The sequence below is a fragment of the Kitasatospora sp. NPDC096204 genome (assembly GCF_044763205.1).
In the GTDB taxonomy this organism is placed as follows: domain Bacteria; phylum Actinomycetota; class Actinomycetes; order Streptomycetales; family Streptomycetaceae; genus Kitasatospora.
Genome location: NZ_JBIWFT010000001.1, coordinates 266,727 through 293,312 on the forward strand (window position 1 = coordinate 266,727; position 26,586 = coordinate 293,312).

18 protein-coding genes are annotated in these 26,586 nt (G+C 73.5%); 15 read left to right on the forward strand and 3 right to left on the reverse strand.

The window, feature by feature from the left end; translation table 11 throughout:
- Positions 1-9 precede the first annotated feature (9 nt).
- From ACIQ87_RS00935 to ACIQ87_RS00945, 3 genes are all read left to right on the forward strand, one after another.
- Positions 10-1,386: an FAD-binding oxidoreductase gene (locus ACIQ87_RS00935; protein WP_402399563.1), complete on the forward strand. Its 1,377-nt coding sequence runs from the start codon at positions 10-12 to the stop codon at positions 1,384-1,386.
- Positions 1,387-1,859: 473 nt separating this feature from the next.
- The gene (locus ACIQ87_RS00940; RefSeq protein WP_402399992.1) at positions 1,860-3,797 is read left to right on the forward strand and encodes an FG-GAP repeat domain-containing protein; all 1,938 of its coding nucleotides are present in this window, start codon (positions 1,860-1,862) and stop codon (positions 3,795-3,797) included.
- The gene (locus tag ACIQ87_RS00945) at positions 3,794-4,801 is read left to right on the forward strand and encodes an enediyne biosynthesis protein (protein ID WP_402399566.1); all 1,008 of its coding nucleotides are present in this window, start codon (positions 3,794-3,796) and stop codon (positions 4,799-4,801) included. Before ACIQ87_RS00940 ends, ACIQ87_RS00945 begins: the two co-directional genes overlap by 4 nt.
- Positions 4,802-4,877: 76 nt before the next feature.
- Here ACIQ87_RS00945 and ACIQ87_RS00950 read toward each other — a convergent pair whose 3' ends face one another.
- Entirely contained in the window at positions 4,878-5,603 is a 726-nt protein-coding gene (locus tag ACIQ87_RS00950; RefSeq protein ID WP_402399569.1) for a maleylpyruvate isomerase family mycothiol-dependent enzyme, read from the reverse strand.
- 251 nt (positions 5,604-5,854) lie between these two features.
- Between ACIQ87_RS00950 and ACIQ87_RS00955 the strand changes: the two genes are divergently transcribed.
- The 3 genes from ACIQ87_RS00955 to ACIQ87_RS00965 all read left to right on the forward strand — a co-directional run bounded on the left by ACIQ87_RS00955 (position 5,855) and on the right by ACIQ87_RS00965 (position 9,235).
- Positions 5,855-6,835, forward strand: a complete 981-nt coding sequence (locus tag ACIQ87_RS00955; protein WP_402399572.1) for a DUF1702 family protein — start codon at positions 5,855-5,857, stop codon at positions 6,833-6,835.
- A gap of 64 nt (positions 6,836-6,899) precedes the next feature.
- Positions 6,900-7,874, forward strand: a complete 975-nt coding sequence (locus ACIQ87_RS00960; protein WP_402399575.1) for a DUF1702 family protein — start codon at positions 6,900-6,902, stop codon at positions 7,872-7,874.
- A gap of 2 nt (positions 7,875-7,876) precedes the next feature.
- Positions 7,877-9,235, forward strand: coding sequence for a cytochrome P450 (locus ACIQ87_RS00965; RefSeq protein ID WP_402399577.1), 1,359 nt, complete (start codon positions 7,877-7,879; stop codon positions 9,233-9,235).
- 149 nt (positions 9,236-9,384) lie between these two features.
- Here the strand turns inward: ACIQ87_RS00965 and ACIQ87_RS00970 are convergent, their stop codons facing one another.
- Positions 9,385-10,164 (reverse strand): helix-turn-helix transcriptional regulator, encoded by a 780-nt coding sequence (locus ACIQ87_RS00970; RefSeq protein WP_402399580.1) that lies wholly within the window; start codon positions 10,162-10,164, stop codon positions 9,385-9,387.
- Positions 10,165-10,614: 450 nt separating this feature from the next.
- Between ACIQ87_RS00970 and ACIQ87_RS00975 the strand changes: the two genes are divergently transcribed.
- The 8 genes from ACIQ87_RS00975 (at position 10,615) to ACIQ87_RS01010 (ending at position 23,797) form a co-directional block, all read left to right on the forward strand.
- Positions 10,615-11,145 (forward strand): DUF5987 family protein, encoded by a 531-nt coding sequence (locus ACIQ87_RS00975; protein WP_402399583.1) that lies wholly within the window; start codon positions 10,615-10,617, stop codon positions 11,143-11,145.
- Positions 11,142-12,797, forward strand: coding sequence for a GMC family oxidoreductase N-terminal domain-containing protein (locus ACIQ87_RS00980; protein ID WP_402399586.1), 1,656 nt, complete (start codon positions 11,142-11,144; stop codon positions 12,795-12,797). The genes ACIQ87_RS00975 and ACIQ87_RS00980 overlap by 4 nt, the downstream gene beginning before the upstream one ends.
- A 76-nt stretch (positions 12,798-12,873) precedes the next feature.
- Positions 12,874-13,920 (forward strand): carboxymuconolactone decarboxylase family protein, encoded by a 1,047-nt coding sequence (locus ACIQ87_RS00985; protein ID WP_402399589.1) that lies wholly within the window; start codon positions 12,874-12,876, stop codon positions 13,918-13,920.
- A 284-nt stretch (positions 13,921-14,204) separates the two neighbouring features.
- Positions 14,205-20,087, forward strand: coding sequence for an SDR family NAD(P)-dependent oxidoreductase (locus ACIQ87_RS00990; RefSeq protein WP_402399592.1), 5,883 nt, complete (start codon positions 14,205-14,207; stop codon positions 20,085-20,087).
- Positions 20,087-20,584 carry an acyl-CoA thioesterase gene (locus tag ACIQ87_RS00995; RefSeq protein WP_402399594.1) on the forward strand — a complete coding sequence of 166 codons (498 nt, stop codon included), beginning with the start codon at positions 20,087-20,089 and terminating at the stop codon, positions 20,582-20,584. The genes ACIQ87_RS00990 and ACIQ87_RS00995 overlap by 1 nt, the downstream gene beginning before the upstream one ends.
- A complete protein-coding gene (locus ACIQ87_RS01000) occupies positions 20,581-21,159 on the forward strand; it encodes a flavin reductase family protein (RefSeq protein ID WP_402399597.1) in 579 nt (192 codons plus the stop codon). The genes ACIQ87_RS00995 and ACIQ87_RS01000 overlap by 4 nt, the downstream gene beginning before the upstream one ends.
- Before the next feature lie 15 nt (positions 21,160-21,174).
- Complete coding sequence (locus tag ACIQ87_RS01005) at positions 21,175-22,206, forward strand: NAD-dependent epimerase/dehydratase family protein (protein ID WP_402399600.1); 1,032 nt, start codon at positions 21,175-21,177, stop codon at positions 22,204-22,206.
- Positions 22,207-22,450: 244 nt separating this feature from the next.
- Positions 22,451-23,797, forward strand: coding sequence for an NtaA/DmoA family FMN-dependent monooxygenase (locus ACIQ87_RS01010; protein WP_402399603.1), 1,347 nt, complete (start codon positions 22,451-22,453; stop codon positions 23,795-23,797).
- Positions 23,798-23,906: 109 nt separating this feature from the next.
- Here the strand turns inward: ACIQ87_RS01010 and ACIQ87_RS01015 are convergent, their stop codons facing one another.
- Complete coding sequence (locus tag ACIQ87_RS01015; protein ID WP_402399606.1) at positions 23,907-25,292, reverse strand: cellulose binding domain-containing protein; 1,386 nt, start codon at positions 25,290-25,292, stop codon at positions 23,907-23,909.
- A 380-nt stretch (positions 25,293-25,672) separates the two neighbouring features.
- On the opposite strand from ACIQ87_RS01015, the gene ACIQ87_RS01020 reads away from it, so the two are divergent.
- Positions 25,673-26,578 (forward strand): polyphosphate kinase 2 family protein, encoded by a 906-nt coding sequence (locus ACIQ87_RS01020; RefSeq protein ID WP_402399609.1) that lies wholly within the window; start codon positions 25,673-25,675, stop codon positions 26,576-26,578.
- Positions 26,579-26,586 lie beyond the last annotated feature (8 nt).

The window sequence follows — 26,586 nt, forward strand, 5'->3', positions numbered from 1 at the left end:
GTTCGTGTCATGACCGAGACCGATCCGGTCGTCTCGCTGCCCGGGGAGCGCGCCTACGCCGCCGCGACGGCCGTGTTCAACCTGGCCGCCCCGGTCCGGCCCGCGGCGGCGGTGACCGTCCGCACCGTCGAACAGGTCCAGGCGGCGCTGCGGCACGCCCACCGCGCCGGGCGGTGGGTCCGGGTGCACACCACCGGGCACGCCTCCTCCTCGGCCCGGCCGATGGACGACGCCCTGCTGATCCGCACCGAGCCCGCCGGGCCGGTCGTGGTCGACCCGGTGGCCCGCACCGCCCGCGTCCCGGCCGGAACGCGCTGGGGCGCGGTGGTCGAGGCCGCCGCCGAGCACGGGCTGGCCGCGCCGCACGGCACCTCGCCCACCGTCGGGGTGGTCGGGTACCTGCTGCGCGGCGGGATCAGCTTCTACGGCCGCCGGGCCGGGCTCGCCGTGAACAGCGTCCGGGTGATCGAACTCGTCACCCCGGACGGCGAGTTCCGCCGGGTCTCGGCGATCGCCGACCCGGAGCTGTTCTGGGCCCTGCGCGGCGGCGGGGGAGGGCTGGGCGTCGTCACCGCGGTCGAGATCGCGCTCTTCCCGGCGGCCCGGGTGGTCACCGGCGCGGCCTTCTGGCCCGCCGCGTACGGCCCCGAGCTGCTGTCCCGTTGGCTGCGCTGGAGCGGGGACGCGCCCGAGGCCGTCACCACCGCGTTTCGGGTGATGAACCTGCCGGCCGTGCCGGAGATCCCGCCGGTGCTGACCGGTGGCCCGGTGATCTGCCTGGCCGGCGTGGTGCTCAGCCCGACCGAGGACGGCCTGGCGACCGCCGAGCGCCAGGCGGCGGACCTGCTCGGGCCGCTGCGGGCCGTCTCCGAGCCGGTGCTGGACACCTGGTGCACCACCACCCCGCCGGCCGTGGTCCGTACGCACATGGACCCGACCGACCCGGTGCCGGTGCTCGGGGACCACCTGCTGCTGTCCGACCTCGGCCCGGACGGCGCCGAGACCTTCCTCAAGGTGCTCGGCGAGGGCTCGGGATCCCCGCTGGTCAACGCCGAACTCCGGCAGCTCGGCGGCGCGCTGGCGGTGCCCGACCCGAACGGCGGGGCGCTCAGCCACCTCGACGCGGCCTTCGCGTTCACGGCCGGCGGGCTGGCCGTCGACCAGGTCACGACGGCGGCGGTCCGGGCGCACTGCGCCGAGGTCCGCTCCGCTCTGACGCCCTGGGACACCGGCCGGACCGCGCCGACCCTGGTCGAGCGGCTGGAGCAGCCCCAGGGGCACCTGTCCGCGGCCGCCGTCGCGCGGCTGGACCGGGTGCGCCACCGGGTGGACCCCGCCGGGTGGCTGCGCCACGACGTCCCGCCCGGGTCCTCCGACCGGTACTGACCCGCCCCCGCCGCCGGCCGGCGGCACCGCACCGCGCGCACCCGCCGAAGCGCCCTCCGGAGCACCTCCGGAGGGCGCTTCGGCGTTTCCCCGGCCGCCGCGACGGATCCCCGGCCGCCGCGACGGAATACCGGCGGCCGGCCGGCGGGAAGTCGCACCTCCCGATTTCCGGCGCCGCCGCGATTCTCCTGTTCGGCAAAGTCTCGGCAAAGCCGGTATGGGTTCGGTGAGCAATGTGAGAGATGCCCCCGCGGGGGCCCGGCGTCCATGCTCGTGGGGTAGACCTGCGAGTGAAGTGGGATTCACCGTCGCATTTCGGGAACGCGGATCCAGGACCCCGGGACTTCTTCCTCCCGCCGGAGTCGGCCGTGTCAGTGCACTCGAAGCGAAAAGCAGGGTCGTACACGATCTGCCGAGAGGGGAATTCGGTGACATACGGTGAACGATTCCGCAGACTGGTACCCGGCCTGGTGGTGATCTTGGTGGCCACCTCGCTGTTCTTCGCGGCACGGAGCTCGGTCGCGGTGGCCGGGGCGGAACAGGTCGCGAAGCAGTACGGCTTCAAGGAGATGCCCATCGCGATGCCGCCCGGCTACGACCAGCGGCCGATGAGGACCGTGCGGAACGTCAACCCGGCCTACCAGAAGATCCGTTCGTGGATCTCCTCGGTCGGGGCCAGCATCGCGATCAACGACCTCACCGGGCACGGCGTCGCCGACAGCATGTGCATCGTCGACACCAGGACCGACAGCGTGGTCGTGACGTACACGCCGACCGCCCGGCCGGCCGACCGCTTCACGCCCTTCGTGCTGGACGGCAAGCCGCTGCCGATGGACGACACCATGGCGCCCACCGGCTGTACGCCCGGCGACTTCAACGGCGACGGCCGGATGGACCTCCTGGTGACGTACTGGGGCCGCACGCCGATCCTGTTCATGGCCAGGTCGGACGCCACGACCCCGGCCGCGAGCTCCTACGTGCCGCGCGAGCTGGTGCCCTCGGAGTCGCTGGACGGGAAGTACCACGGCCCGCGCTGGAACACCGACGCGGACTACGTCGCCGACCTCGACGGCAGTGGACGCCCGTCGATCGTCATCGGCAACTACTTCCCCGACTCCGACGTGCTCGACCCGAACGGCCTGAAGAACGTCGTGATGAACGAGTCGCTGTCCAGCGCCAGGAACGCCGGCGGCGACCACGTCCTGCGCTGGCAGCAGAGCACCTCGGGCCCCGAGCCCACGGTGTCGTACGTGGAGGAGAAGGGCGCGATCCCCTTCGACGCCTCGACCGGCTGGACGCTGGCGATCTCCGGCGCCGACCTGACCGGCGACGGACTGCCCGAGATGTACATCGCCAACGACTTCGGCCACGGGCACCTGATGTACAACAGGTCGACGCCCGGGCACATCGAGTTCACCGAGGCCACGGGCGAGCGCACACCGAGCACCCCCAAGTCCTTCGTGCTGGGCAACGGCTCCTTCAAGGGCATGGGCGTCGACTTCGGCGACCTCGGCCGCAACGGCAACTTCGACATGATGGTCAGCAACATCGCCGTCGCCTGGGGCCTGGAGGAGAGCAACTTCGTCTGGATCAACAAGGCGAAGGACGAGGCCGACATGAAGGCCAAACTCGCCGACGGCGTGGCGCCGTTCACCCAGGAGGCCCAGGAGCACGGCATGGCCTGGAGCGGGTGGGGCTGGGACGCCAAGATGGGCGACTTCCTCAACACCGGCGACCTCAACGTCCTCCAGGCGACCGGCTTCGTGAAGGGGAAGATCAACCGCTGGCCGTGGCTGCAGGAGATGGCCATGACCAACGACGACCTGCTCTCCAACCCCGCGATGTGGCCCAACGTCCAGCCGGGCGACGACATCGCCGGTGACGAGGCGATCGCCTTCTACGCCAAGACCCCCGACGGCCCGTACGTGAACATCAGCTCCCAGCTGGGCATCGCCGTGCCGACACCCACCCGAGGCCTCGCGACCGGCGACACCACCGGGACCGGCCGGCTGGACTTCGCCGTCGCCCGCCAGTGGGGGCCGCCCGCCTTCTACGCCAACACCGCGCCCAGCGTGGGCAACCAGCTGAACCTGCGGCTCTACCGTCCGACCGCCGAGGGCGGGGCGGGCCAGGGCCTGGTGAACAGCGGAGCGCCCGCGTACAACGCCACCGTGTGCGTCATGACCCCGGACGGCCGCACGCAGATCTCCCAGCTCGACGGCGGCGGCGGCCACGGCGGCTACCGCAGCTTCGACGTGCGCTTCGGTCTCGGCTCCCAGCAGGGCCCGGTCACCGTCAAGTTGACGTGGCGGGACGCGAGCGGCGGGCTGCACGAGAAGACCGAGCAGATCAACCCCGGTACGCACACCCTCATGCTGAGCAGCGACGTCCAGGAGGTCCCGAACCGATGAGCGCGACCGCGCAACCCGTTCCCGGCGGCGCCCCGGCGGCCGCGCCGGCCGCCCCCGCGAAACCGAAGGACCCGCGTTACCTGGCCCTGCGGAACTTCGCCATCTCCATCAGCGTGTTCAACGCCTTCGGCTACACCCTGCTCGGCTTCGAGCAGCCCTGGCTCTGGCCGTTCATCGCGGTGGTCACCGCCTACGCCTGCGAGATCTGCTTCGAGCTGATCAGCGCCTGGGCCCAGCGGCGCGCGCCGCGCTTCCGCGGCCGCGGGGTGCGCGGGGTCTACGAGTTCCTGCTGCCGGCCCACATCACGGCGCTCGCGGTCAACATGCTGACGTACGGCAACAACCAGCTGCTGCCGATGTTCTTCGGGGTGGTCATCGGCGTCGGCGGCAAGCACGCCCTCCAGGCGCCGATCGCGGGCCGGATGCGGCACTACATGAACCCGTCCAACTTCGGGATCACGATGTCGCTGCTGTGCTTCGGCACCTGGTTCAGCATCTCGCCGCCGTACCAGTTCACCGAGAACGCGAACACCTTCTTCCGCGTGATGATCCCGCTGATCATCGCCACCGCGGGAACGGTGATCAACGCCCTGCTCACCAAGCGCACGCCGCTGATCGTCGGCTGGCTCGGCGCGTTCGCCATCCAGGCGTTCGTCCGGCACTGGATCTGGGACGTCGCGCTGTACTCCGCGCTCGGCGCGATGACCGGGGTCGCCTTCGTGCTGTTCACCAACTACATGATCAGCGACCCGGGCACCACGCCGATGAAGGCCAAGGCCCAGTTCATGTTCGGCTCCTCGGTCGCCATGGTGTACGGGGTGCTGATGGTGTTCAACGTGGTCTACACCCTGTTCTACGCCACCACGATCGTCTGCGCCCTGCGCGGGATCGGGTGGTGGGTCGCGCACCTCGTCCAGAAGTCCCGGCAGGCCAAGGCCGCCGGGGCGGGCACCCCGGAGGGGACGGCCGCGCAGCCGCAGCAGGTCGGTGCGATCGCGGCCTGAGACGCCGCGGATCGCACCACGACGGCGCTGTGGCGCTGCCCGGACCGGGCAGCGCCACAGCGCCGTCGGGCCGGTCCTAACGACCGGCCGCCGCCTCGACGGGCCGCGCCGGCGGCCGGAACGGGCCCCAGGTGAACGCGGGCAGCCAGGCCTGCGGCGCGTCGCTCCACGCCAGTTCGGCGATCTGGTCGAGCGAGCGCCGACCGGTGAGCGAACGCAGCAGGTCGTGCCGGTGCCCGCGCAGGACGGCGGCCGGCTCGCCGTCGCCGGCCAGCCACTCGGCCCCCGGCGCCTCGATCCGCAGCGCCGGAAGCCCCTGGGTGCGCACCGCGGCGGCGAAGCCCCGGACGACCAGGTCCAGCGACGAGGGGTAGGACGGGTGGTCCGGGACCACCGCCGCCCCCAGCGCGGCCCGCAGGTCCATCTCGTGGGTGAACGCGTCCATCATCAGCATGGTGTGCCGCAGTTGGGGGGACTCGGTGAGCACCCGCTCCACCGGGGCGTCCAGCCGCGCCCACTCGGCGAGCAGGCCGTCCAGGCCGTCGCCGGAGTCGGCGTGCGGGACCTCCCACAGGTTGCCGGGCGCGTCGGCGGCCACCGTCCGGCAGACCTCCAGCAGGTGGCCGACCAGGTCCAGCACGGTCCAGTCCGGACAGGCGGGCACCGCGACCCCGGCCACCCCGGGCCGGTCGCCCAGCAGCGCCGTGATGTTCTCCCGGGAACCGCGGTAGGCGAGGTGGTCGGGTGCCCGGTCCCAGAGCGACCCGGGCGTGGCCTCGGCGTTCCGCTGATACGTGCTCATACGGCTCTCCTTCGGTGGGACGACCTTGACGGGGACGGACCGACGACGCCGGGAACCCGGTCTCGTACGGGCCGGTTCCATTGTGGCGCCCGGGATCCGGGCCGGGGCCGGACGGACGGAACGCGGAGCACTCCCGAAGACGCGGATCCGAAGACGGGCCGCGGAAAACGCAACCGTGGAGATGCGGGCCGTGACGTGGCCTCAGGAGCATGGAGGAGCCGTCAATTCCCGATGTGGACCTGGGAGGGATCGTGCCGACGACCTTGGGATCGCTGCGCCGACTGGTGCTGACACCGTCACTGACCTCGGTGACCTTCGCCGGGCGCGGGTTCCCGGTGACACCCACGGAGTCCACCGAACGGCTGGAGGCGGTGCCCCGGGCGGTGGTCTGCGGCTTCGAGTGGGGGATCGACGCCCGCAGCCAGTGGGAGGTCGAGCGCCGCCTCGCCCTGGTCGAGCCCGAACAGCGCGGATTCGCCTACGAGGGCGCCACCATGGCCTTCACCGTCCTGGACGCGATGGGCGGGGGCCACCGCACCCGGGACCTGCTGGCCGGTCCCGGACAGCCGCACATCTTCCTGGCGTACATCGGCATCGGCTTCGCCATGGCGCGGCTGCCGAGGCCGCTGTGGCGCAAGGTGCTGCCGGACCTCGCCGGGACGCCCTACCACCCGACGATGAGCTGGCTGGCCGTCGACGGCTACGGCTTCGACCTCGCCTACTTCCACACCCGGCGCTGGGTGGACGAGCAGCGCCGGCCGAAGCCGTACCCGTGGCAGGGCGCGCCCGAGTACTTCCCGCGGGCGTTCGACCAGGGCGTCGGACGGGCCCTGTGGTTCATCCACGGCGGCTCGCCGGCGCAGGTCGCGGACGCGGTGCGGCGGTTCGACGCGGACCGGCAGGGCGACCTGTGGAGCGGCGTGGGACTGGCCGCGACCTTCGCCGGCGGCGGAACCGCCGACGGCCTGGCCGGGCTGTGCGACGCGGCGGGCCCGCACCGGGCGCAGCTCGCCCAGGGCTCGGTGTTCGCCTCCAAGGCGCGCGCGTACGCCGGGTTCGTCCCCGCGCACTGCGAGACCGCCTCGACCAGCCTGACCGGCCTGCCGGTCGAGGCGGCCGCGAAGGTGGCCGACGACTGCGCGGTGGACGACCGCGCCCCGGGCGCCGCCGGCGGTCCGCCCCCGTACGAACGGTGGCGGGCGAACGTGCGCGCCCACTTCGGCGACGCGTAGGGCCGGTGCGAAGCAGCCGCGGGGCGGATCGGCCGCCCCGCGGACGACCTGAGAGGAGTAAGGCGTGTCCACTGCATGGCGGACGCTCCGACGTCGAATTCTCACTCCGAGCACCTCTGAGACGCTATTGGAAACACGTGGTTTCCACCGGAAGTCGCCGGCCGCCCAGGAACTCCTGGAGACGGTCGGCGCGCGCTTCCTGGAGGGCTACGCGCACGCCGTGGAGGCCCGGAACCCGGCGGAGGCGGAATACCCGCTGGAGGAGATCCCGGACCGGTTCCGCGGCTTCGCCTACGAGGGCGCCGGAATGGGCTTCGCCATGCTCGACGGGCTGCGGCTGTCCGGCGGCGGCTCGGTGGCCCGCTGCCTCCGGGGCCGGGGCGCCGACCACGTCTACATGGTCTACGTCGGGATCGGCTGGGCGATGGCCCGGCTGCCGAGGTTCTGCTGGCCCGACATCGACGCGCTGGACCCGCTGCTGCGCTGGCTGGTGCTCGACGGGTACGGCTTCCACCAGGCGTACTTCCGCACCGACCGGTACGTCCACCGGCAGTACCGGGACCCGGCCTTCCCCTGGCCGGCCCACGACGCCCCGTCGTACGCCGGCCGCGCGATCGACCAGGGCATCGGCCGGGCCCTGTGGTTCGTCGGCGGCACCGACCCCGACCTGGTCGCGACCATGATCGAGAAGTTCCCGGAGTCCAGGCGCTCCGACCTCTACGGCGGGGCCGGGCTGGCGGCCACCTACGCCGGGGGCGTGGACGAGGCCGAACTGTGCGCGTTCCGGGACCGGGCCGGCGAGCACCGGGCGATCGTCGCGCAGGGCAGCGCGTTCGCGGCCGAGGCCCGGATCCGGGCCGGACTGCTGGTGCCGCACACGGAGTTGGCCACCCGGGTGTTCTGCGGCATGGGGCCCGTCGAGGCGGCCGCGGTGACCCAGGAGCTGCGGCCGACGGAGCCGGTGCCGGGCCCGGTGCCCGCGTTCGAGCTGTGGCGCCAGGCCATCGCCGACCGCTTCCGGAACGTCGGGGGGTGCTAGCGATGGCCGCCACCCGCAAGGTCCCGCCGGGCCCGCCGCGCCGGGCCGCCCCCGTCCTGCTGCGCAGGCTGGTGGGGGACCGGCTGGAGATGATGCGCGCCGCCGCGTCGGAGTACGGCGACGCGGTCCGGATCTCCATGGGCCCCAAGACGCTCTACTTCTTCAACCACCCCGACCACGCCAAGCACGTGCTCGCGGACAACGCGGCCAACTACCACAAGGGGATCGGCCTGGCCCAGGCCCGACGCGCCCTCGGCAACGGCCTGTTGACCAGCGAGGGGGAGCTCTGGCGCAAGCAGCGCCGGCAGATCCAGCCCGCCTTCCAGCACAAGCGGATCGTCCAACAGGCCGGTGCCGTCGCGGAGGAGGCGGCCAAGCTGGTGGGCCGGCTGCGGGCGCACGAGGGCGGCGGGCCGGTCGACGTGGTCAACGAGATGACGGCGCTCACCCTCGGGGTGCTCGGCCGCACGCTGCTCGACGTCGACCTCAGCGCCTTCGAGGCGGTCGGGCACGACTTCGAGGCCGTGCAGGACCAGGCGATGTTCGACATGGTCACCATGGGCATGGTGCCCGGCTGGGTGCCGCTGACCAAGCAGCTCCGGTTCCGCCGGGCCCGGCAGGACCTGCAGGGGGTGGTCGACCGGCTGGTGGCGGAGCGGGTCTCCCGCGACGGCGCCCGGATCGACGGGGAGGACGCGCTGTCCCGCCTGATCGTCGCCACCCGGCAGGAGCCCGACCGCGCCGTCGCCCGGCAGCGGATGCGCGACGAGCTGGTCACGCTGCTGCTGGCCGGCCACGAGACCACGGCGAGCACCCTCGGCTGGACCTTCTACCTGGCCGACCGGCACCCCGAGGTGATGGACCGGCTGCACGCCGAGGCCGTCGAGGTGCTCGGCGACCGCCTGCCCGAGTTCGAGGACCTGCACCGCCTGCGGTACACCTCGATGGTGGTGGAGGAGGTCATGCGGCTCTACCCGCCGGTGTGGATCCTGCCGCGGCAGGCCCAGGCGGACGACGAGGTCGGCGGGTACCACGTCCCGGCCGGCGCCGACGTGCTGATCTGCCCGTACACCCTGCACCGCCACCCCCGGTTCTGGGACGCCCCGGAGCAGTTCGACCCGGAGCGCTTCGACCGGGACCGGGCGGTCGACCGGCCGCGCTACGCCTACATCCCGTTCGGGGCGGGGCCGCGCTTCTGCATCGGCAACCACCTCGGGCTGCTGGAGGCGACGTTCACGATCGCCATGGTCGCCCGGGAGCTGCGGCTGAGGAAGGTGCCGGGCCACCGGGTGGTGGCCGAGCCGATGCTGTCGCTGCGGGTGGGCGGCGGCCTGCCGATGACGGTGCACCCGGCCGGCTGACCGGGCCCCGGGGCCGCACGGCGAAGCCCCCGCGACGTCCCTCGGGGATCGTCGCGGGGGCTCCTGTGTTGGGCCCCGTGTGTGGGCCCCGGGCCCGGCTCCGAACGCTCCGCGGACGCGGGTTCGAAGCCGGGCCCGGGGCCGCGGGCTCAGGCGGTGTCGGTGATCGGGGCGGCCCGCGCGGTCAGTGCCACCGCCCGGGCGTCCAGCAGGGCCAGCAGCACCGGCGGGTCGAGGACCCGGGCCTGGCGCAGGCGGAGCTCGATCGGCAGCAGCGGCACGTCCGGCCGCACCTCGATCGGTCCGACCGATCCCACCGAGACCGGGCGGTCGCCCGTCAGTATCTCGTCGAACGCGGCCGGGACGGAGTGCGCCAGCAGGAACCAGGTGCCGGCCGGCACCTGGTCGAATAAGAAGACGCCGGGGCGGGGGAGGACGGTACACGCGGCGGGCCGTCCCTCGGGGACGCGGGTCGGGAACAGCCCGACGTACACCCGGCCGAGGTCCCCCGCGATGGGGGCCCGGATCTCGCCGCGGAAGGCCGAGAGTTCCGTGCTCCGGGACAGGCCGCGCGGGTCGACCTCGATCCGGGGAGTGAAACCCCCGAGCTGGCGGTAGACGGTGGGGGGGACGCCGACGCTGCTGGCGAACCGTGAACTGAAGGTGCCGACGCTGTTGTACCCGACGCGGTGGCTGATCTCGGTCACCGTGAACGACGTTTCGATGAGGAGGCGCTTGGCCGTTTCGAGGCGGATGGCGGAGAGGAAGCGCCTCGGCGAAACTCCGGTCATTCGCTGGAATTCACGGGAGAAGTGGAATTTGCTGTACATGGCGGCCTGCGCCATGTCGTCTATGGTCAGCAGCTCGCCGATGTTCTCGTGCATGGTCTCGATGGCCCGGGAAACAGCTTGCTCGATGGCAGTTGTCATGATTGACTCCAGCTTCTCCGCCGCACCTGCGGATGAACAGAGATTCCACCCTTGCGATGATCGGGAACGAAAGTCGAGGCCGCGCTGACAGGCCGACTGTCGAGGTGCCAGGCAAGCGAAGGGAGGCCCCCTTCGGAAAAGGCGAAGCTGAAAAGTGTCGCCGGCCATAGCAAGTGACGACCGTAGCAGCAGGCACATGACAGACGCAATGGTCCGGTGGCAAGTGCCTTCGGCATGCCCGTCCGGTGAGTTGCCCCGGAATTCATGTTTGAACGGCCCCGGAGCCCATCAGCAACACAGGAGATGCTTGCGGGGGCGTATTGCGCGCACGATGCCACTGTCGCGTATGCGAATCGGGATCGGCCGGTGCGTGCCGGGCCCGCTTTTCGACAAGCCCCTGAGGAGATGCCGGTGGGCTCGCCTACCTCGGATCGACACGATTACCGGACCATGACGCTCGAAGCGTTCGCGGACACGATCGTCCCGGGCGAGAAGCGTTCCCCCGACGACCGGGCGGTGGCCGGCGCCTCGACCGGCGGCGGCGCCGTCCAGGCGGGCGCCATCGAGCTGCTGGAGACGCCGGCGACCGGACTGTCGGACGCCCTGGACGACTACGAGCAGGCCCTGAACCGCCACGCGAGCGCGTACGCGGACGGGCACGGCCTGCGGCTCGACGACTCGGTGCCGCCGTTCGTCGCGCTGCCGTTCGCGGACCGGACCAGCCTGGTGCAGGAACTGACCGGGACGGAACACCAGGAACGTGAACTGTGGGTCCTGCTGGCGCTGTTCGCCAACATGGCCTTCGACACCGCCGCCCACATGCACACCGCGGACGCGCTCGCGGCGGGCCACCCGGGCCTCACGGCGATGGGGTTCATGAAGCCGGACGAGGACGGCCTGTGGCGGTTCCCCGACTTCTCGTACGGCAAGCAGCTGGCCGATCCCCACCCGGACACCACGTCTTCAGGGAGTCCCGCATGACAAGCACCGAGAGCACCGACGTCCTGATCGTGGGCAGCGGCTTCGGCGGCGCGATCGCGGCGTACCACCTGGCGGCCGGCGGCGCCAAGGTCACCATCCTGGAGCGCGGCCCCTGGCTGAAGGCCGACGACTTCGACCACGACTTCCTGCTCGGCTCCTCGTACACCCGGATCTTCGACTTCGTGGTGGGCGACGGGATGAGCCTGCTCGGCGGGAACTGCGTCGGGGGCGGCAGCGTGGTGTACTTCGCCGCGATGCCGCGCGCGCCGCGGTTCGTCTTCGAGCGCCGCGGCAGCATCGGCCGGCGGATGTGGCCGGCCGCCATCGACCGGGACGTCCTCGACCCCTGGTACGACCGGGTGGCCGAGGCGCTGCCCATCACCCAGCAGGACTGGAACGACGTCACCTACTCCGGCGGGCTGTTCGCCGCGGCCTGCGAGCACGCGGGGCGCACCGCCAACCCCGTCCCGGCCGCCATCGACCGGGCGAAGTGCACCAACTGCAACTGGATGATGTCGGGTTGCCGCTTCGACGCCAAGCGCTCCCTGCTGCTGAACTACCTGCCGGCGGCCCTCGCGCACGGCGCCGAGATCCGGCCGCTGCACGAGGTGCAGCAGCTGACCCGGACGGACGACGGCGGCTACCGGGTGCACTACAGCGTCGTCGACGACGTGGACTACCGGGTGCACGTCGGCAGCGGCACGATCGACGCGAAGATCGTCGTGCTCGCCGCCGGCGCCGGCGCCACCCCGGTGATCCTCCAGCGCTCCGAGGCGGCCCTGGGCGAGATGCCGCACGCCGTGGGCCGCTACTTCTCCGGCAACGGGGAGCGCCTCAACACGGCCATCGTCGACGAGGACAAGGCCCGCGACCTGCTGGGGCTCAAGCGCTCCGACGGCACGGCGTTCCGGGCCAACCAGATCGGCAAGGGCCCGGTCGTGGCGAGCTGGGACAACCTCGACGGCTCGCTGCCGGAGCACTCCCGGTTCTCCCTGGAACAGCTCTACTTCCCGCCGGGGTTCGGCACCATCCTGGCGCAGGTGCCCGACGCGAGCGGGCCCAGCTGGTTCGGCGTGGAGAAGAAGGAACTGGTCCGGCAGTGGCAGTCCTGGCTGACCGTCTTCACCATGATCGAGGACGACAACGAGGGCGTCTTCGGACCGCCGCCGCCCACCGGCAACGCGCAGCGGATCTCCCAGCAGATGCTCGGGCGCGGGCCGATCTCGTACCGGCCGACCGCCAACACCCTGCGCGCCTGGGCCGATTCGGACGCCGTGGTGAAGGACATCCTGGAGCGCGACGGACTCGCCCGCGTCATGCCGTGGACCAACGAACTGGTGGGCGCCTACACGGTGCACCCGCTGGCGTCCTGCCGGATCGGCGACGACCCGCAGACCTCGGCGCTCGACGACCGGCAGGAACTGCGCAACCACCCGGGCATCTTCGTCACCGACGGCTCCGCCGTCCCGGGGGCGCTCACGGTCAACCCCGCGCTGACCATCTCGGCGCTCGCCGAGCGCGCGATCCCGGGCATCGTGGCCGCCGCGCAGCAGCGCGGCGTGAACGTCAAGTACGGCGCGCCCGCGCCGGACGGCGCCACCAGCGGCCGGCGCGGCGTGCAGGTGCAGCTGCCCGGCCTGATGCGCCGGTAGCGCCCGGGCGCAGGACCGGGCATCAGGACCGGCCTTTCGGACCGGGCCTCCAGACCGAGCTTCGAGGAGGACGCACATGACGACGCCGTTCCTGCGGCCGGCCCTGCGCAGGTCCATGGCGCAGGTCCACCGGGTCGCCCCGGTGCGGCCGGCCGACGCGGGGAAGGAGGTGGCCGGCGTCTTCGCCGAGGTCGAGCGGGAGTTCGGCATGCTGGCACCGCCGATCGGCCTGCACGCCGCCTCGCCGGCGGTGCTCGCCGCCTCCTGGGTGATGCTGAGGGAGACCCTGGTCGCCGGCGGGCGGGTCGACCGCGCGACCAAGGAGGCGGTGGCCGCGGCGGTCTCGGCCGCCAACTCCTGCCCGTACTGCGTGGAGGTGCACGGGACGACGCTGGCCGCGCTGCTGCCCGGGGCGTCCGCCCCGGGCAGCGCCCGGGCGGCCGTCGAGGCGTCGGCGGACTGGTTCCGGGCGGACCGGGACCAGGGCGTGCCGCCGCCGTTCTCCGCGCAGGCGGTGCCCGAACTGGTCGGGGTGGCGGTCACCTTCCACTACCTCAACCGCATGGTCAACCTGTTCCTCGCGCCGAGCCCGCTGCCGACCGGACTCCCGGCGGCCGCGAGATCGGCGGCGAGGGCGGTCCTCGGCCGGCTGATGCGCCGCAGCGCGCGCGTCGCCCCGCCGGCCGGGACCTCGCTCGACCTGCTGCCCTCCGCGCCGCTGCCGGAGGACCTGCGCTGGGCGGCGGGCACCCCCAGCGTGGCCGGCGCCTTCGCCCGGGCGGCCGCCGCGGTCGACGCGGCGGGGGCCAGGTCGGTGCCGGACGGCGTCCGAGCCCTGCTGGCCGACCGGCTGGCCGACTGGGACGGCCGGCCGCCGGGGATCAGCCGCGGCTGGGTCGAGGACGCCGTGGCGGCCCTGCCCGCTGACGAGCGTCCGGCCGGCCGGCTGGCCCTGCTGACCGCCGAGGCCTCGTACCAGGTCGACGACGGTCTGGTCGCCGGGTTCCGGCGCGGCCGGCCCGGCGACGCCGCGCTGATCGAGCTCACCTCCTGGGCCGCCCTGACGGCGGCCCGGGAACTGGGCGCCCGGCTCGCCGACCGCGTTCCCACGGCCGCCGGCTGACGCCGCGCACGGCCCGCACATCCGAGGCTCCCGCCGACCGGCGGGAGCCTCGGCGCGTTCCCGGCGAACGCCCCGGCCGGCCCCGGGGAAGCCCCGGCCGGCCTCCCGGAAAATGACGCCGTTATCGAATAGCGGCGGCGTGGAATCACACCGTTATGGAAAAGCACCGCCCCCCACCAGGCGGAAAGCAAACTCGGAGAAGACAGCCGGACGGTCGCCGCCGCACTATTGACGACAGTGCAGGCGTGTCGAGTCGGCAACAGATTTGCCGTCAATTCATCTCCATGGGTGGTGAATACGTGAGCAGTGAGCGGATCGCTATCGTTGGAATTGGCCTCCGTTACCCGGACGCCAATTCGGCGAGCGAACTGTGGGAGAACGTACTGGGTGGTCGGCGGGCCTTCCGGCAGCTGCCGGACGAGCGCATGAACCAGGCGGACTACTGGTCGGAGGACCGGAGCGCGCCCGACCGGCACTACACAAAAAAGGCCGCCGTCCTGCGGGACTACGCCTTCGACCGCATCAAATACAGCGTCGCCGGAAGCACGTACCGGGCGACCGACCTGACGCACTGGCTGGCCCTCGACGTGGCCGCCGAAGCGCTCGCCGACGCCGGATTCCCGGACGGTTCCGGACTTCCCCACCAGAGCACCGGCGTGGTCGTCGGAAACAGCCTCACCGGGGAATTCTCGCGGGCCAACATCATGCGACTGCGATGGCCGTACGTGCGCCGCACGGTGGCCGCCGCGCTGACCGGCCAGGGCTGGTCCGAAGGGGACGTCGCGAAGTTCCTCCAGGAGCTGGAACCGCAGTACAAGGCGCCGTTCCCCGCCATCGACGAGGACTCGCTGGCCGGCGGCCTCGCCAACACCATCGCCGGCCGGATCTGCAACCACTTCGACCTGCGCGGCGGCGGCTACACGGTCGACGGGGCCTGCTCCTCCTCCCTGCTGTCCGTCGTCACGGCGGCGAAGGCCCTGGCCGACGGCGAACTGGACGTGGCGGTCGCCGGCGGGGTCGACCTCTCCATCGACCCGTTCGAGGTGATCGGCTTCGCCAAGACCGGCGCCCTCGCCACCGGCGAGATGAAGGTCTACGACCGGGACTCCAACGGCTTCTGGCCCGGCGAGGGCTCCGGCATGCTCGTCCTGATGCGCGAGCGCGACGCGCTGGCGCAGGGGCGGCGGATCTACGCCAGCATCAGCGGCTGGGGCGTCTCCTCCGACGGCAAGGGCGGCATCACCCGGCCCGAGGCGAGCGGGCACCGGCTGGCGCTGACCCGCGCCTACCACCGGGCCGGCTACGGCGTCGAGACGGTCTCCTACTTCGAGGGCCACGGCACCGGCACCGCCCTCGGCGACGCGACCGAGATCGAGGCGCTGTCCTCCGCGCGCCGCACCGCCGACCCGACGGCCCGTCCGGCCGCGCTCGGCACGGTCAAGGGGAACTTCGGGCACACCAAGGCCGCCGCCGGCGTGGCCGGCCTGATCAAGGCGACCCTCGCCGTGCACCACCAGGTGATCCCCCCGGCCACCGGCCACCTCGACCCGCACCCCGGCCTGCTCGGCGACGAGGCGGCCATGTACGTCCCGCGCCAGGCCGAACTCTGGCCGGCCGACCAGCCGGTCCGGGCCGGGGTGTCGGCCATGGGCTTCGGCGGGATCAACACCCACGTTGCCGTCACCCAGGCCCCCGGCAGCACCCGGCGCGAGGCGCTCGACGAGCGCACCACCCGGCTGGTCGCAGGCCGCCAGGACGCCGAACTGCTGCTGCTGGACGGCGCGGACGCGGACGCGCTGCGCGCCGAACTGACCGGGCTGCTCGACCTGGTGCCGAAGCTGGCCCAGGCCGAACTGGCGGACCTGGCCGGCACGCTGGCCGACCGGCTGTCCGGCGGCCCGGTGCGCGCCGCCGTCGTCGCGACCAGCCCTGACGACGCCGTGCGCGGCCTGGAACGGCTGCTCGCCCTGCTCGACTCCGGTGCGCGGGAGGCCTTCTCGGCCGGCGAGGGAGTCTTCCTCGGCCGCGCCAGGACCGCCCCCCGGATCGCCTACCTCTTCCCGGGGCAGGGCTCGGGACGCGGCGCCGTCGGCGCGATCCGGCGCCGGTTCGCCACGGCCGAGGAGGTGTTCCGCTCCTCGGCGCTGCCCACCGGCGCCGACCAGGTCGCCACCCAGGTGGCCCAGCCGCGCATCGTCACCGGTTCGCTGGCCGCCCTGCGGGTGCTGGACGCGCTCGGCATCCGGGCCGACACCGCCGTCGGCCACAGCCTCGGGGAGCTGACCGCCCTGCACTGGGCGGGCGCGCTCGACGAGGAGCAGGTGGTGCGCCTGGCCACGATCCGCGGCCAGGTGATGGCCCGGGCGAGCCACGGCGGCGGCGCGATGGCCGGTCTGGCGGCCACCCCGGAGGAAGCGGCCCGGCTGTCCGCCGGACTGGACGTGGTCGTCGCGGGCTACAACGGGCCCCGGCAGACCGTGCTCTCCGGCCCCGCCGAGGCGGTCGACGAGGTCTGCCGCCGGGCCGCGGCCGAGGGCGTCACGGCGACCCGGCTGAACGTCTCGCACGCCTTCCACTCGCCCCTGGTCGAGCCGGCCGCGGTCGCGATGGCGGCCGAACTGGCGGAGTTCGACTTCAGCGAGCCGGTCCGCCCGATCGCCTCCACCGTCACCGGCCGGCTCCTGGACCCGTCCGCCGACCTGCGCGAGGTCCTGCGCGAGCAGGTCCTGCTCCCGGTCCGCTTCCAGGAGGCCGCCACCGTGGCGGTCGACGGCGCCGACCTGGTCGTGGAGGTCGGCCCGGGCCGGGTGCTGTCCGGCCTGCTGACGGAGATCGCACCGGACCGCGCCACCCTGGCGGTCGACACCGACAGCGCCTCGCTCGGCCCGCTGCTGAGGATCGCCGGCGCCGCGTACGTGCTCGGCGTGCCCGTCCGGACGCGGGCGCTGTTCGGCGACCGGCTGCTCCGGCCGCTGCCGGCCGACGGCGCGATGACCTTCCTGGCCAACCCCTGCGAGGCGGCCCCGGCCATCGACGCGGAGCTGGCCGCGCAGGACAGCGGCCAGGACCGGGACGCGCCCACCGGACGGCCCGGGGCCGCGGACACCGGCGCGGACTCCACCCTGGAGCTGCTGCGCAGGCTCGCCGCCGAACGGGTCGAGCTGCCGCTGGACTCCGTCACCGCGCAGACCCACCCGATGGACGACCTGCACCTGAGCTCCATCACCATCGGCCAGATCGTCAACGACGTCACCCGGGCGCTCGGCCGGCCGGTGCTCGCCGCGACCCCCAACTACGCGACCGTCAACCTGGGCGGGATCGCGGAGCTGATCGACCAGCTGGCGGACACCGCGCAGGACGGCGGCGACTCGGCGGCCGAGGTCGCCGGCGTGGCCCCGTGGGTGCGGCCCTTCGCGGTCGAGCACCTGGAGGCCGCCCGCCCCGCCCTGCCGACCCCGGCGGCCTGGCCGCAGTCCGGCCCCCAGGACTCCGCCGGAGCCTGGACGGCGTACAGCACGCCCGGCCACCCGCTCGCCGAGCCGCTGCGCACCGCGCTCGCGGCGGCGGGCCTCGGGGACGGTGTGCTGCTCTGCCTGCCGGACGCGTGCGGACCGGACGAGGCGGAACTCTTCCTGACCGCGGGGCGGGCCGTGCTGGCCGCCCCCGAGGGCACCCGGCTGGTCGTGGTCCAGCACCGGCTCGGGGCCGCGGGCCTGGCGAAGACCCTGCACCTGGAGCACCCGTCCGTCCCGACCACGGTGGTCGAGCTGCCCGACACCGCCCCCGAGGGCGCGGCCCGCGAGGAGGCGGTGGCCCGGGTCGTCGCCGAGACCGCCGCCACGGCCGGCTTCGCGGAGGTCCGGTACCAGCCGGACGGCCGCCGCACCGTCCCGGTGCTCCGGCCGCTGCAGCTGCGTCCGGCGGCCGAGGGCCGGTCCCCGCTCGACGCCGGGGACGTCCTGCTGGTCACCGGCGGCGGCAAGGGCATCACCGCCGAGTGCGCCATCGCGATGGCCAAGGACTCCGGTGCGGCCCTGGCCCTGATCGGCCGCGCCGACCCGGCCGCCGACCGCGAACTCGCCGGGAACCTCGCCCGGATGGACGCCGCGGGCCTGCGCTACCGGTACGCCCGCGCCGACGTGACCTCGCCCGAGGAGACCGCCGCCGCGGTGGCCCTGCTGGAGAGCGGGCTCGGCCCGGTCACCGCGGTGCTGCACGGCGCCGGACGCAACCAGCCGGCCGCCCTGGACGCGCTCACCGTCGAGGACTTCCACCGGACCCTGGCACCCAAGACCGACGGCCTGGAGGCGGTCCTGGCGGCCGTCGAACCCGACCGCCTGAAGCTGCTGATCACCTTCGGCTCGATCATCGGCCGGGCCGGACTGCGCGGCGAGGCGCACTACGCCACCGCCAACGACTGGATGACCGAGCTGACGCTCCGGTTCCGGGAACGCCACCCGAAGGCCCGGGCGATCGCCCTGGAGTGGTCCGTCTGGTCGGGCGCCGGCATGGGCGAACGGCTCGGCGTCGTCGAGGCGCTGATCCGCGAGGGCATCACGCCGATCTCCACCGAGAACGGCATCCAGGTGCTGCGCGAGGTGCTCGCGGACCCGTCGGCCGGCCCCGTCCTGGTGGTCAGCGGCCGGGCCGGCGGCCTGCCGACCCTCACCACCGCCCGGCGCGAGCTGCCGCTGACCAGGTTCGTGGAGCGGGTGGTCGCGCACCACCCGGACATCGAGCTGATCACCGAGACCGAGCTGACCGAGGGCGGCGACCCGTACCTGAGCGACCACCGGCTCCAGGACGACCTGCTCTTCCCGGCCGTGCTCGGCATGGAGGCGATGGCCCAGGTCGCCGCCGCGGTGAGCGGCCACCAGGGCCCGCCGCTGCTGGAGGACGTCGAGTTCCGCCGTCCCGTGGTGGTCCGGCCGGGCGGCTCGACCACCATCCGGATCGCGGCCCTGGTCCGGGACCCCGAAACGGTCGACGTGGTGCTGCGCAGCGAGGGCACCGACTTCGCGGCCGACCACTTCCGGGCCAGGCTGCGCTACCCCAGGGCCGAGGTGCCCGGCACCCCGGTGCCGGACGGCTTCGGCCTGCCGGCGGTGCCGGTGGACCCGGTGACCGAGCTGTACGGCAGCGTGCTCTTCCAGGGCAAGCGGTTCCAGCGCCTGCTGGAGTACCGGCGGGCCAGCGCCCGGCACGCGCTGGCGGAGATCTCCACCACCGCCCCGGCGCCGTGGTTCGCGGCCTACCTGCCGCAGGACCGGCTGCTCGCCGACCCCGGCACCCGGGACGCGATGATGCACGCCATCCAGTGCTGCGTGCCGGACGCCACGCTGCTGCCGCAGGGCATCGAGCGGCTCTGGCTGGCCGACCCGGCCGACCAGGACACCGAGTACGTGGTGCTCGACGCCAGGGAACGCTCGCAGGACGGGGACAGCTACGTCTACGACGTCGACGTGCGGACCCCGGCCGGGAAGGTCGTCGAGCGCTGGGAGGGGCTGACCCTGGTCGCCGTCCGCAAGCGCGACGGCGCCGGCCCGTGGGTGCCCGCGATGCTCGGCTCGTACCTGGAGCGCGGCCTGGAACGGGTGCTGGGCGGCAGCCGCGCGGTCGTCGTCGAACCCGCGGCGGACGCCGCGGCGGAGGCCGGCGCCGCGGACGGCGACCGCAGGGCCCGCACCGAGACCGCCCTCGGCCGGGCACTGGGCCGGCCGGTGGAACTGCGCCACCGCCCGGACGGCAAACCCGAACTCGCCGGCGCGCCCGGGCTCGACGGAGTCACCGTGTCGGCCTCGCACGGCCCCGGACTCACCCTCGCGGTGGCCGGGCAGGGGCGGCTCGCCTGCGACGTGGAGACCGTCCTGGAGCGGACCGCCGAGGACTGGGACGCGCTGCTGGGCGCCGGTCAACTCGCCCTGCGGGACCTGTTGGTGGCCGAGGCGGGCTGCAGCCCGGCGGTGGCCGGCACCAGGGTCTGGAGCGCGCTGGAATGCCTGCGCAAGTCCGGTGCGACCACCCAGGCACTGACGCTCGACCGCGTCCACCCCGGCGGCTGGGTCGTGCTGTCCGCCGGTGACGCGGCCGTCGCCACCTGGGTGACCACCGTCAACGACCGTACGGAGCCCGTGCTCTTCGCGGTCCTCGTCGGGAAGGAGAACTGATGTCGTCCTACTACGAGATCCGGCACATCGTCGGATTCGAGGAGACCAACCTCGTCGGCAACGTCTACTACGTGAACTACCTGCGCTGGCAGGGGCGTTGCCGGGAGATGTTCCTCAAGGACAAGGCGCCGGGGGTGCTCGCCGAACTGCAGGACGACCTCAAGCTGTTCACCCTCAAGGTGGAGTGCGACTTCTTCGCCGAGATCACCTCCTTCGACGAGCTGTCCGTCCGGATGCGCCTGGAGGAACTGACCCAGACCCAGATCCAGTTCACCTTCGACTACCTGCGGATCGACGGCGAACAGGAGAACCTGGTCGCCCGCGGCCGGCAGCGGATCGCGTGCATGCGCGGACCGAACACGGCCACCGTCCCCGCCCGGGTGCCCGAGGAGCTGCGCCTGGCGCTGGCGCCGTACGCCGAGGGGCCGGCCGTCGCGCGGGCCCTCGCGGCGCAGGCCGCGCCCGGCGGGCCGGTGGAGACGGGGCGGGCGCTGTGATCGGCAACGGCCGGCTGCCGGTCAACACCCGGCCGACGGGCGTGCGCACGCCGGCCACCGAGAACCGGGCCGTCCTGCCGGGCGCCCTGCGTGAGACGATGGCCAGGTTCGCCACCGGGATCACGGTGATGACCACCGGCGGCGAGTACGTCCACGGGATGACCGCCAACGCGTTCAGCTCCGTCTCCCTGGAACCGCCGATGGTGCTGTGCTGCGTGGCCCGCTCCGCGACCATGCACGAGGCGATCACCGTGACCAGGTCCTTCGCGGTCTCCGTGCTCGGCGCCGAACAGGAGCCGCTGGCACGGTACTTCGCGAACAAGAGCAGGCCGCGCGGGGCCGAGCAGTTCCACGGCCTCGACTGGCAGCCGGGACCGTTCACCGGCGCCCCGCTGCTGGCCGGCTCGCTGGCCTGGCTGGAGTGCAAGCTGGCCGAGCAGTACGACGGCGGCGACCACTCCATCTTCCTCGGCGAGGTGCTGGCCGCGGACTGGGCCGACGACCGGCAGGCGCTGCTGTTCTACCGCGGCGCCTTCCACCGGGGCATCGGCGGGAACCCGGACGGGATCGGCTGAGCGGGGGATGGCTCGATGTTGGTGAGCGTGACCGGCGGCACCGGGTTCGTCGGCATCCACTCCGTCGCGGCGATGGTCCGCGACGGACACCGGGTGCGGATGCTGGTCCGCGACCCGGCCGCGGCGGAGCGGGCCCTCGGCCTGCTGGAGGTGGACCCGGGCGCCGTCGACCTGGTCGTCGGGGACGTGACCGACGAGGGCGGCGCGGCCCGCGCGGTGCGCGGCGCCGACGCCGTGCTCCACGCGGCCGCCGTGTACTCCTTCGACAGCCGGCACAACGCGCGGATGCGCCGGACCAACGAACGGGGGACGGAGCTGGTGCTGGCCGCCGCCCGCCGGGCGGGCGCCGACCCGGTCGTCCACGTCTCCAGCATCGTCGCCCTGCTGCCGTCCCCCGGACGGCCGCTCGGGGAGCACTCCCCGGTCGGCCGTCCCCGGGACACGTACATGGCGACCAAGGCCGCGGCCGAGCGGATCGCCCGGGCCCACCAGCGGGACGGCGCGCCGGTGGTCATCAGCTACCCGCCCGCGCTGCTCGGCCCGCGGGACCCGGGGCTGGGCGACCAGAACGCCCGGCTGCGCAACGCCCTGCGCGGGCTGATGCCGATCTGGCCGCTCGGCGGCTTCCCGGTCGGCGACGTCCGCGACACCGCGCGGCTGCACGCCCGGCTGCTGACCGCGCCGCGGACGGGCTCCGACCGGCACTTCGGGCCCGGCCACCACCTGCCCACCCGGCAGTACGTGCGGACCCTGCGGGAGGTCACCGGGCGGCGCCTGCCCGCGGCCTTCCTCCCCGCCCGGGCGATGCTGCCGGTCGGCGCCCTGGCCACCCTGCTCCAGCGCGGCTGGCCCTGGCACATCCCCGCCGAGTACGGCGCCGTCTACACCTGCGCCTGCGCGACCCCGGTCGACCCCGCCGCGAGCACCGGCGGGCTGACCCCGAGGCCGACCGCCGAGACCATGGCGGACACGGTGCGCTGGCTGCACGCCGAGGGCCGGCTGACCGCGGCCCAGGCCGGCCTGCTCGGCGGGGACGGGAAGGCGTGAGACGGAAGGCCTGAGACGGAAGGCCTGAGTCACCTCCGGTGGCCACCCTGACGGCCGGCCGCGGCGGACCCGAGTCCGCTGCGGCCGGCCGTCGGCCGTTCCCGGTGCCCGGGCGTCGGACGCGGGCGTCCGCCGCGGCTCGACGCGGCCGCCGCCTGCTCGACGACCCCACCGCTTCCGTAGCACCCTGACGGGACCCTGCAGTTCCCGTCCCCCGCATCACCTGGTCAACGGAGAGCACTTCATGCGCACCCTCAGGCTCGGCCTGTTCGACAACGCCCAGACCAACGCGAGCGGCACCGCGACCTGGCGTCACCCCGACAGCCGCCGGCACCTGTTCGACACCCTCGGGTACTGGCGCGGGATCGCGCAGCTCTGCGAGGACGCCGGGCTCGACTTCCTCTTCCTGGCCGACGCCTGGGGCTGGTCGGAGATCGACGGGGTGCGCCCGCCGATCGCCACCGAGGAGGCCCTCGACCTGCCGCGCCTGGACCCGTTCGTGATCGCCTCGGCGCTGCTGGCGAGCACCACCGACCTGGGCCTGGTGGTGACCGGCTCGGTGCTGGTGGAGCCGCCGTACGCGTTCGCCCGCCGGCTGGCCACCCTGGACCAGCTGTCCGGCGGCCGGATCGGCTGGAACATCGTGACCACGGGCACCGCCGACACCGCGGTCAAGGCCTTCGGCATGGACATGGTGGCGCACGACGACCGGTACCGGATGGCCGAGGACTTCCTCGACCTGGTCTACAAGTACTGGGAGGGTGCCTGGGAACCCGACGCCCTGGAGAAGGACAAGGCCGGCCGCTTCGCCGACCCGGCCAAGGTGCACCCGGTCGAGCACGAGGGCCCGTACTTCCGCTCGCACGGCTACGGCAACACCGCCCGCTCCCCGCAAGGCACCCCGGTGCTGTTCCAGGCCGGCGCCTCCCCGGCCGGGCGGCGGGTCGGCGGGCGGCACGGGGAGTGCATGTTCGTCGGCAGCGGCACGGTGGAGCAGCTCGCCGGGCACACCGCGGCGATCCGCGAGGAGGCCGTACGGGCGGGCCGGCGCGCCGACGAGGTCAAGGTGATGTCGGCGTTCTCCTGTGTGCTCGGCGCCACCACCGCCGACGCCGAACGCCGTTGGCAGCGCGTCCTGGACTCCCAGCGCCCGGAGGTCGCCGTCGCCAGCTACGCCATGTTCACCGGCCTCGACCTGTCCTCCTACCCGCCGGACACCCCGATGTCCGAGCTGTCCACCGAGCTGTCGCGGACCCAGGTCGCCCGGTTCGCGGACCGGACCGTCGGCGACGTGCTCGCCGACTGGCACACCCACGGCGTCGGCGCCCGCCCGGTGGTCGGCACGGCCGAGGAGATCGCCGACGAGATCTGCGCCCTGGCGGAGGGCGCCGACCTGGACGGCTTCCTGCTCTCGCCGACCGTGCAGCCGGCGTCCACCGCGGAGTTCGTCGAGTCGGTGCTGCCGATCCTGCGCGCCCGCGGCGTCTTCCGCGGCGAGTACGCCGAGGGCGAGTCGCTGCGCGAGCGGCTGACCGGCGCGTCCGACCGGGCGCTGCCGGCCGGCCACCCGGCCGCACGGTACCGGCGCTGACGACTGACGACCCGTCAGGTGATGGTGCCCCACGGGCCGGACCCCGTTCCCGGAGTCCGGCCCGCGCCGGTGGCCTCGGTGGCCGCGGTGGCCGCGGTGGCCTCGTGCGTCAGGAGGCGGGGACGGAGTCGGTGAAGGACGTCCCGGCGGCGCGGTAGGCGGCGACGGCGCCGTTCACCTGGGCGGGGCTCAGCACCTGGTCCTTGACGTGCAGCACGTAGTCCACCTGTTCCTCGTAGGCACGCTCCTCGGTGCCGCCGTGGCCGGCCAGGTCGGTGAGCCACTGGTTGAAGGCGATCACCATCGGCCGCTCCGGGAGGTACCGGGCGTCGTGGCGGGCGAACTCGACGCCGTCGACGTGGTAGACGATGCCGCCGGCGTCGATGGTCAGGACGAGGTCGTGCCAGCCGGCGAACGAACTCCGGGACGTGGTGTACACGTTGTCGGAGCGTTCGGGGCCGTACGTCTCCCACGAGGTGGCGAAGAAGATGTTCGACGGCTCGCCCCAGCCGCCGTTGGGCAGGTACTCGAAGTCGTACTCGGAGTAGTCGTCGGCCATCGGGGACTTGAGGTCGTTGATCGCGAAGAAGCTCTGCACGAGGTGGTCGCCGTCCGGGCCGGTCACCGGGGCGTCGGCGAAGCGGACCCGGGCGGCGTACGTGCCGTACCGGAACTTCGTCGCCCGGCTGTGGAACTCGCTCTGCCGGGTGGACTCCGCCGTCCCCGCGGTGGTGGTGAGCAGGGTCATCACCGAGTTCCCGGCCTGCCGGGCGAAGGTGACGTTCTCGGCCGCCCAACCCGCCCCGCCCACGCCCGGTCCGCCACCGCCGGAGCGCGCGTTCCAGCCGTGGGCGGCGAGCGTCGGGTCGTCGTGGCCGGTGTAGTCGAGGTCGTCGAACAGCACCTGGCCGGCCGGGACGCCGGGACCGCCGGGGGCGGTGCCCCAGACCTGGACGCCGGCGACGCTGGCGGTGACCTTGGCCCAGTCCGCGTACCCGGTCTGCCCGGCGCCGAAGGAGTAGTCGTCGCCCTGCTCCACCGGCTGCCAGTCGGAGCGGTGGAAGCGCAGCTGCAGGTCCCCGCTGTCCGCCCCGGGGGCCAGCGTCCCGGCACCGGCGGTGAAGCCGATCTCCAGGTAGCGGTCGGCGGCCGAGCCGGGGGTGGTGACGGTGCCGAAGGTGCCGGTGACGTTGGCGCAGCCCCGGACGGCCCAGTCGCAGGCGAAGCGGTAGCCGGCGGGCGGGGCGTCGGCCGTGAAGTAGTAGCGCAGCTTGACCTGGCTCAGCGCGATCGGCGCGGAGCCGGTGTTGACGACCTTGAGCCACGGCGAGGCCTGGGCGTTGCCGCTGCCGCCGTTGCGGTACCGCACGGTGAGCGGTTCGCCGGCGGCCGCGGCCGGCAGGGCGCCGAGGAGGCTCGCGCCGAGCCCGGCGGCGACGGCGGCGGCGAGCGCCGCGCGGACGCGGGGGCGCCGGCGGCTGCTTCGGGTGTCCATGGGGGTTCCTCTCCTGACGTGGGGGCGGCGCGCGGCTCCTGCGGAGGGGAGCCCGGTCCCACCTCGGCGGTGGGGGAGGAGGTGGCGGGCCGCGCGATCAGAAAGTGGCATAGACCAATGTGGCCGTCAACCCCGTCCCGGCCGATCGGCCGGAACCCGGCCGTGCGCCGCCGGGAGTGGCCGACGGCAGGGCTGCCACGGCCGCTCCCCGGAAGGACACCGTCGGATTGACACCACCGTCAGGGGGCCACAGCGTGGCAGGTAGCACTTCTCCCGCCCTGGTCGGTCCCGGTTCCGCCGTGTCGACGAAACCGACGCGGACGGGGACGGCACGGCGGGCCCGTGATGCCCGCCGGACCCGAGAGGAACCGGTACAGACGATGTCGGACGGACGGACGGCCAGGCGCATTGCGAAGTTCATCAAGCCGCTGCGGGTGAAGCCTGGTTCGCGGGTGGACCTCGCGGAGGACTTCGACCCCCGCTACAAGGCGGGCTTGAGGAAGCGCGAGGGCGTCGAACTGCTGCGCATCGGCGTGTCGCTGCTCTCGGAGTACCAGGCGCGGCTGGCGGCCCAGGACACCTACGGGGTGCTGCTCTGCCTCCAGGCACTCGACGCCGGCGGGAAGGACGGCACGATCCGTCACGTCATGAGCGGGGTGAATCCGCAGGGCGTGCACGTGAGCAGCTTCAAGGTGCCCTCCGCGGAGGAGCTCGACCACGACTTCCTGTGGCGGTACGCCCAGCGGCTCCCGGCGCGCGGGGACATCGGGATCTTCAACCGGTCGCACTACGAGGAGGTCCTCGTGGTGCGGGTCCACCCGGAGAACCTCGACCGGCAGAAGCTGCCGGAGGACGCGAAGGGCCCGGGTGTCTGGCAACGCCGGTACCGGGAGATCAACGACTGGGAGCGCTACCTCACCGACAACGGGTTCAAGGTGCTGAAGATCTTCCTGAACGTCTCCAAGGAGGAGCAGCGCCGCCGCTTCCTGGCGCGGATCGACCTGCCCGAGAAGAACTGGAAGTTCTCCGAGGCGGACATCCGCGAGCGCGAGTACTGGGACGCCTACCAGGAGGCGTTCTCCGACATGCTGTCGGCCACCAGCACGCCGTGGGCCCCCTGGTACGTGGTGCCGGCCGACCGCAAGTGGTTCGCGCGCATCTGCGCGGCGGCGGTGCTCGCGCACACGCTGATCGGGATCGATCCGCAGTTCCCCACGCTCGACGAGCAGGCCCGGAAGGGACTGAGCGCGGCCAAGCGCCGGCTGGAGGCGGAGGCCTCCGGGTGACCCGTGCG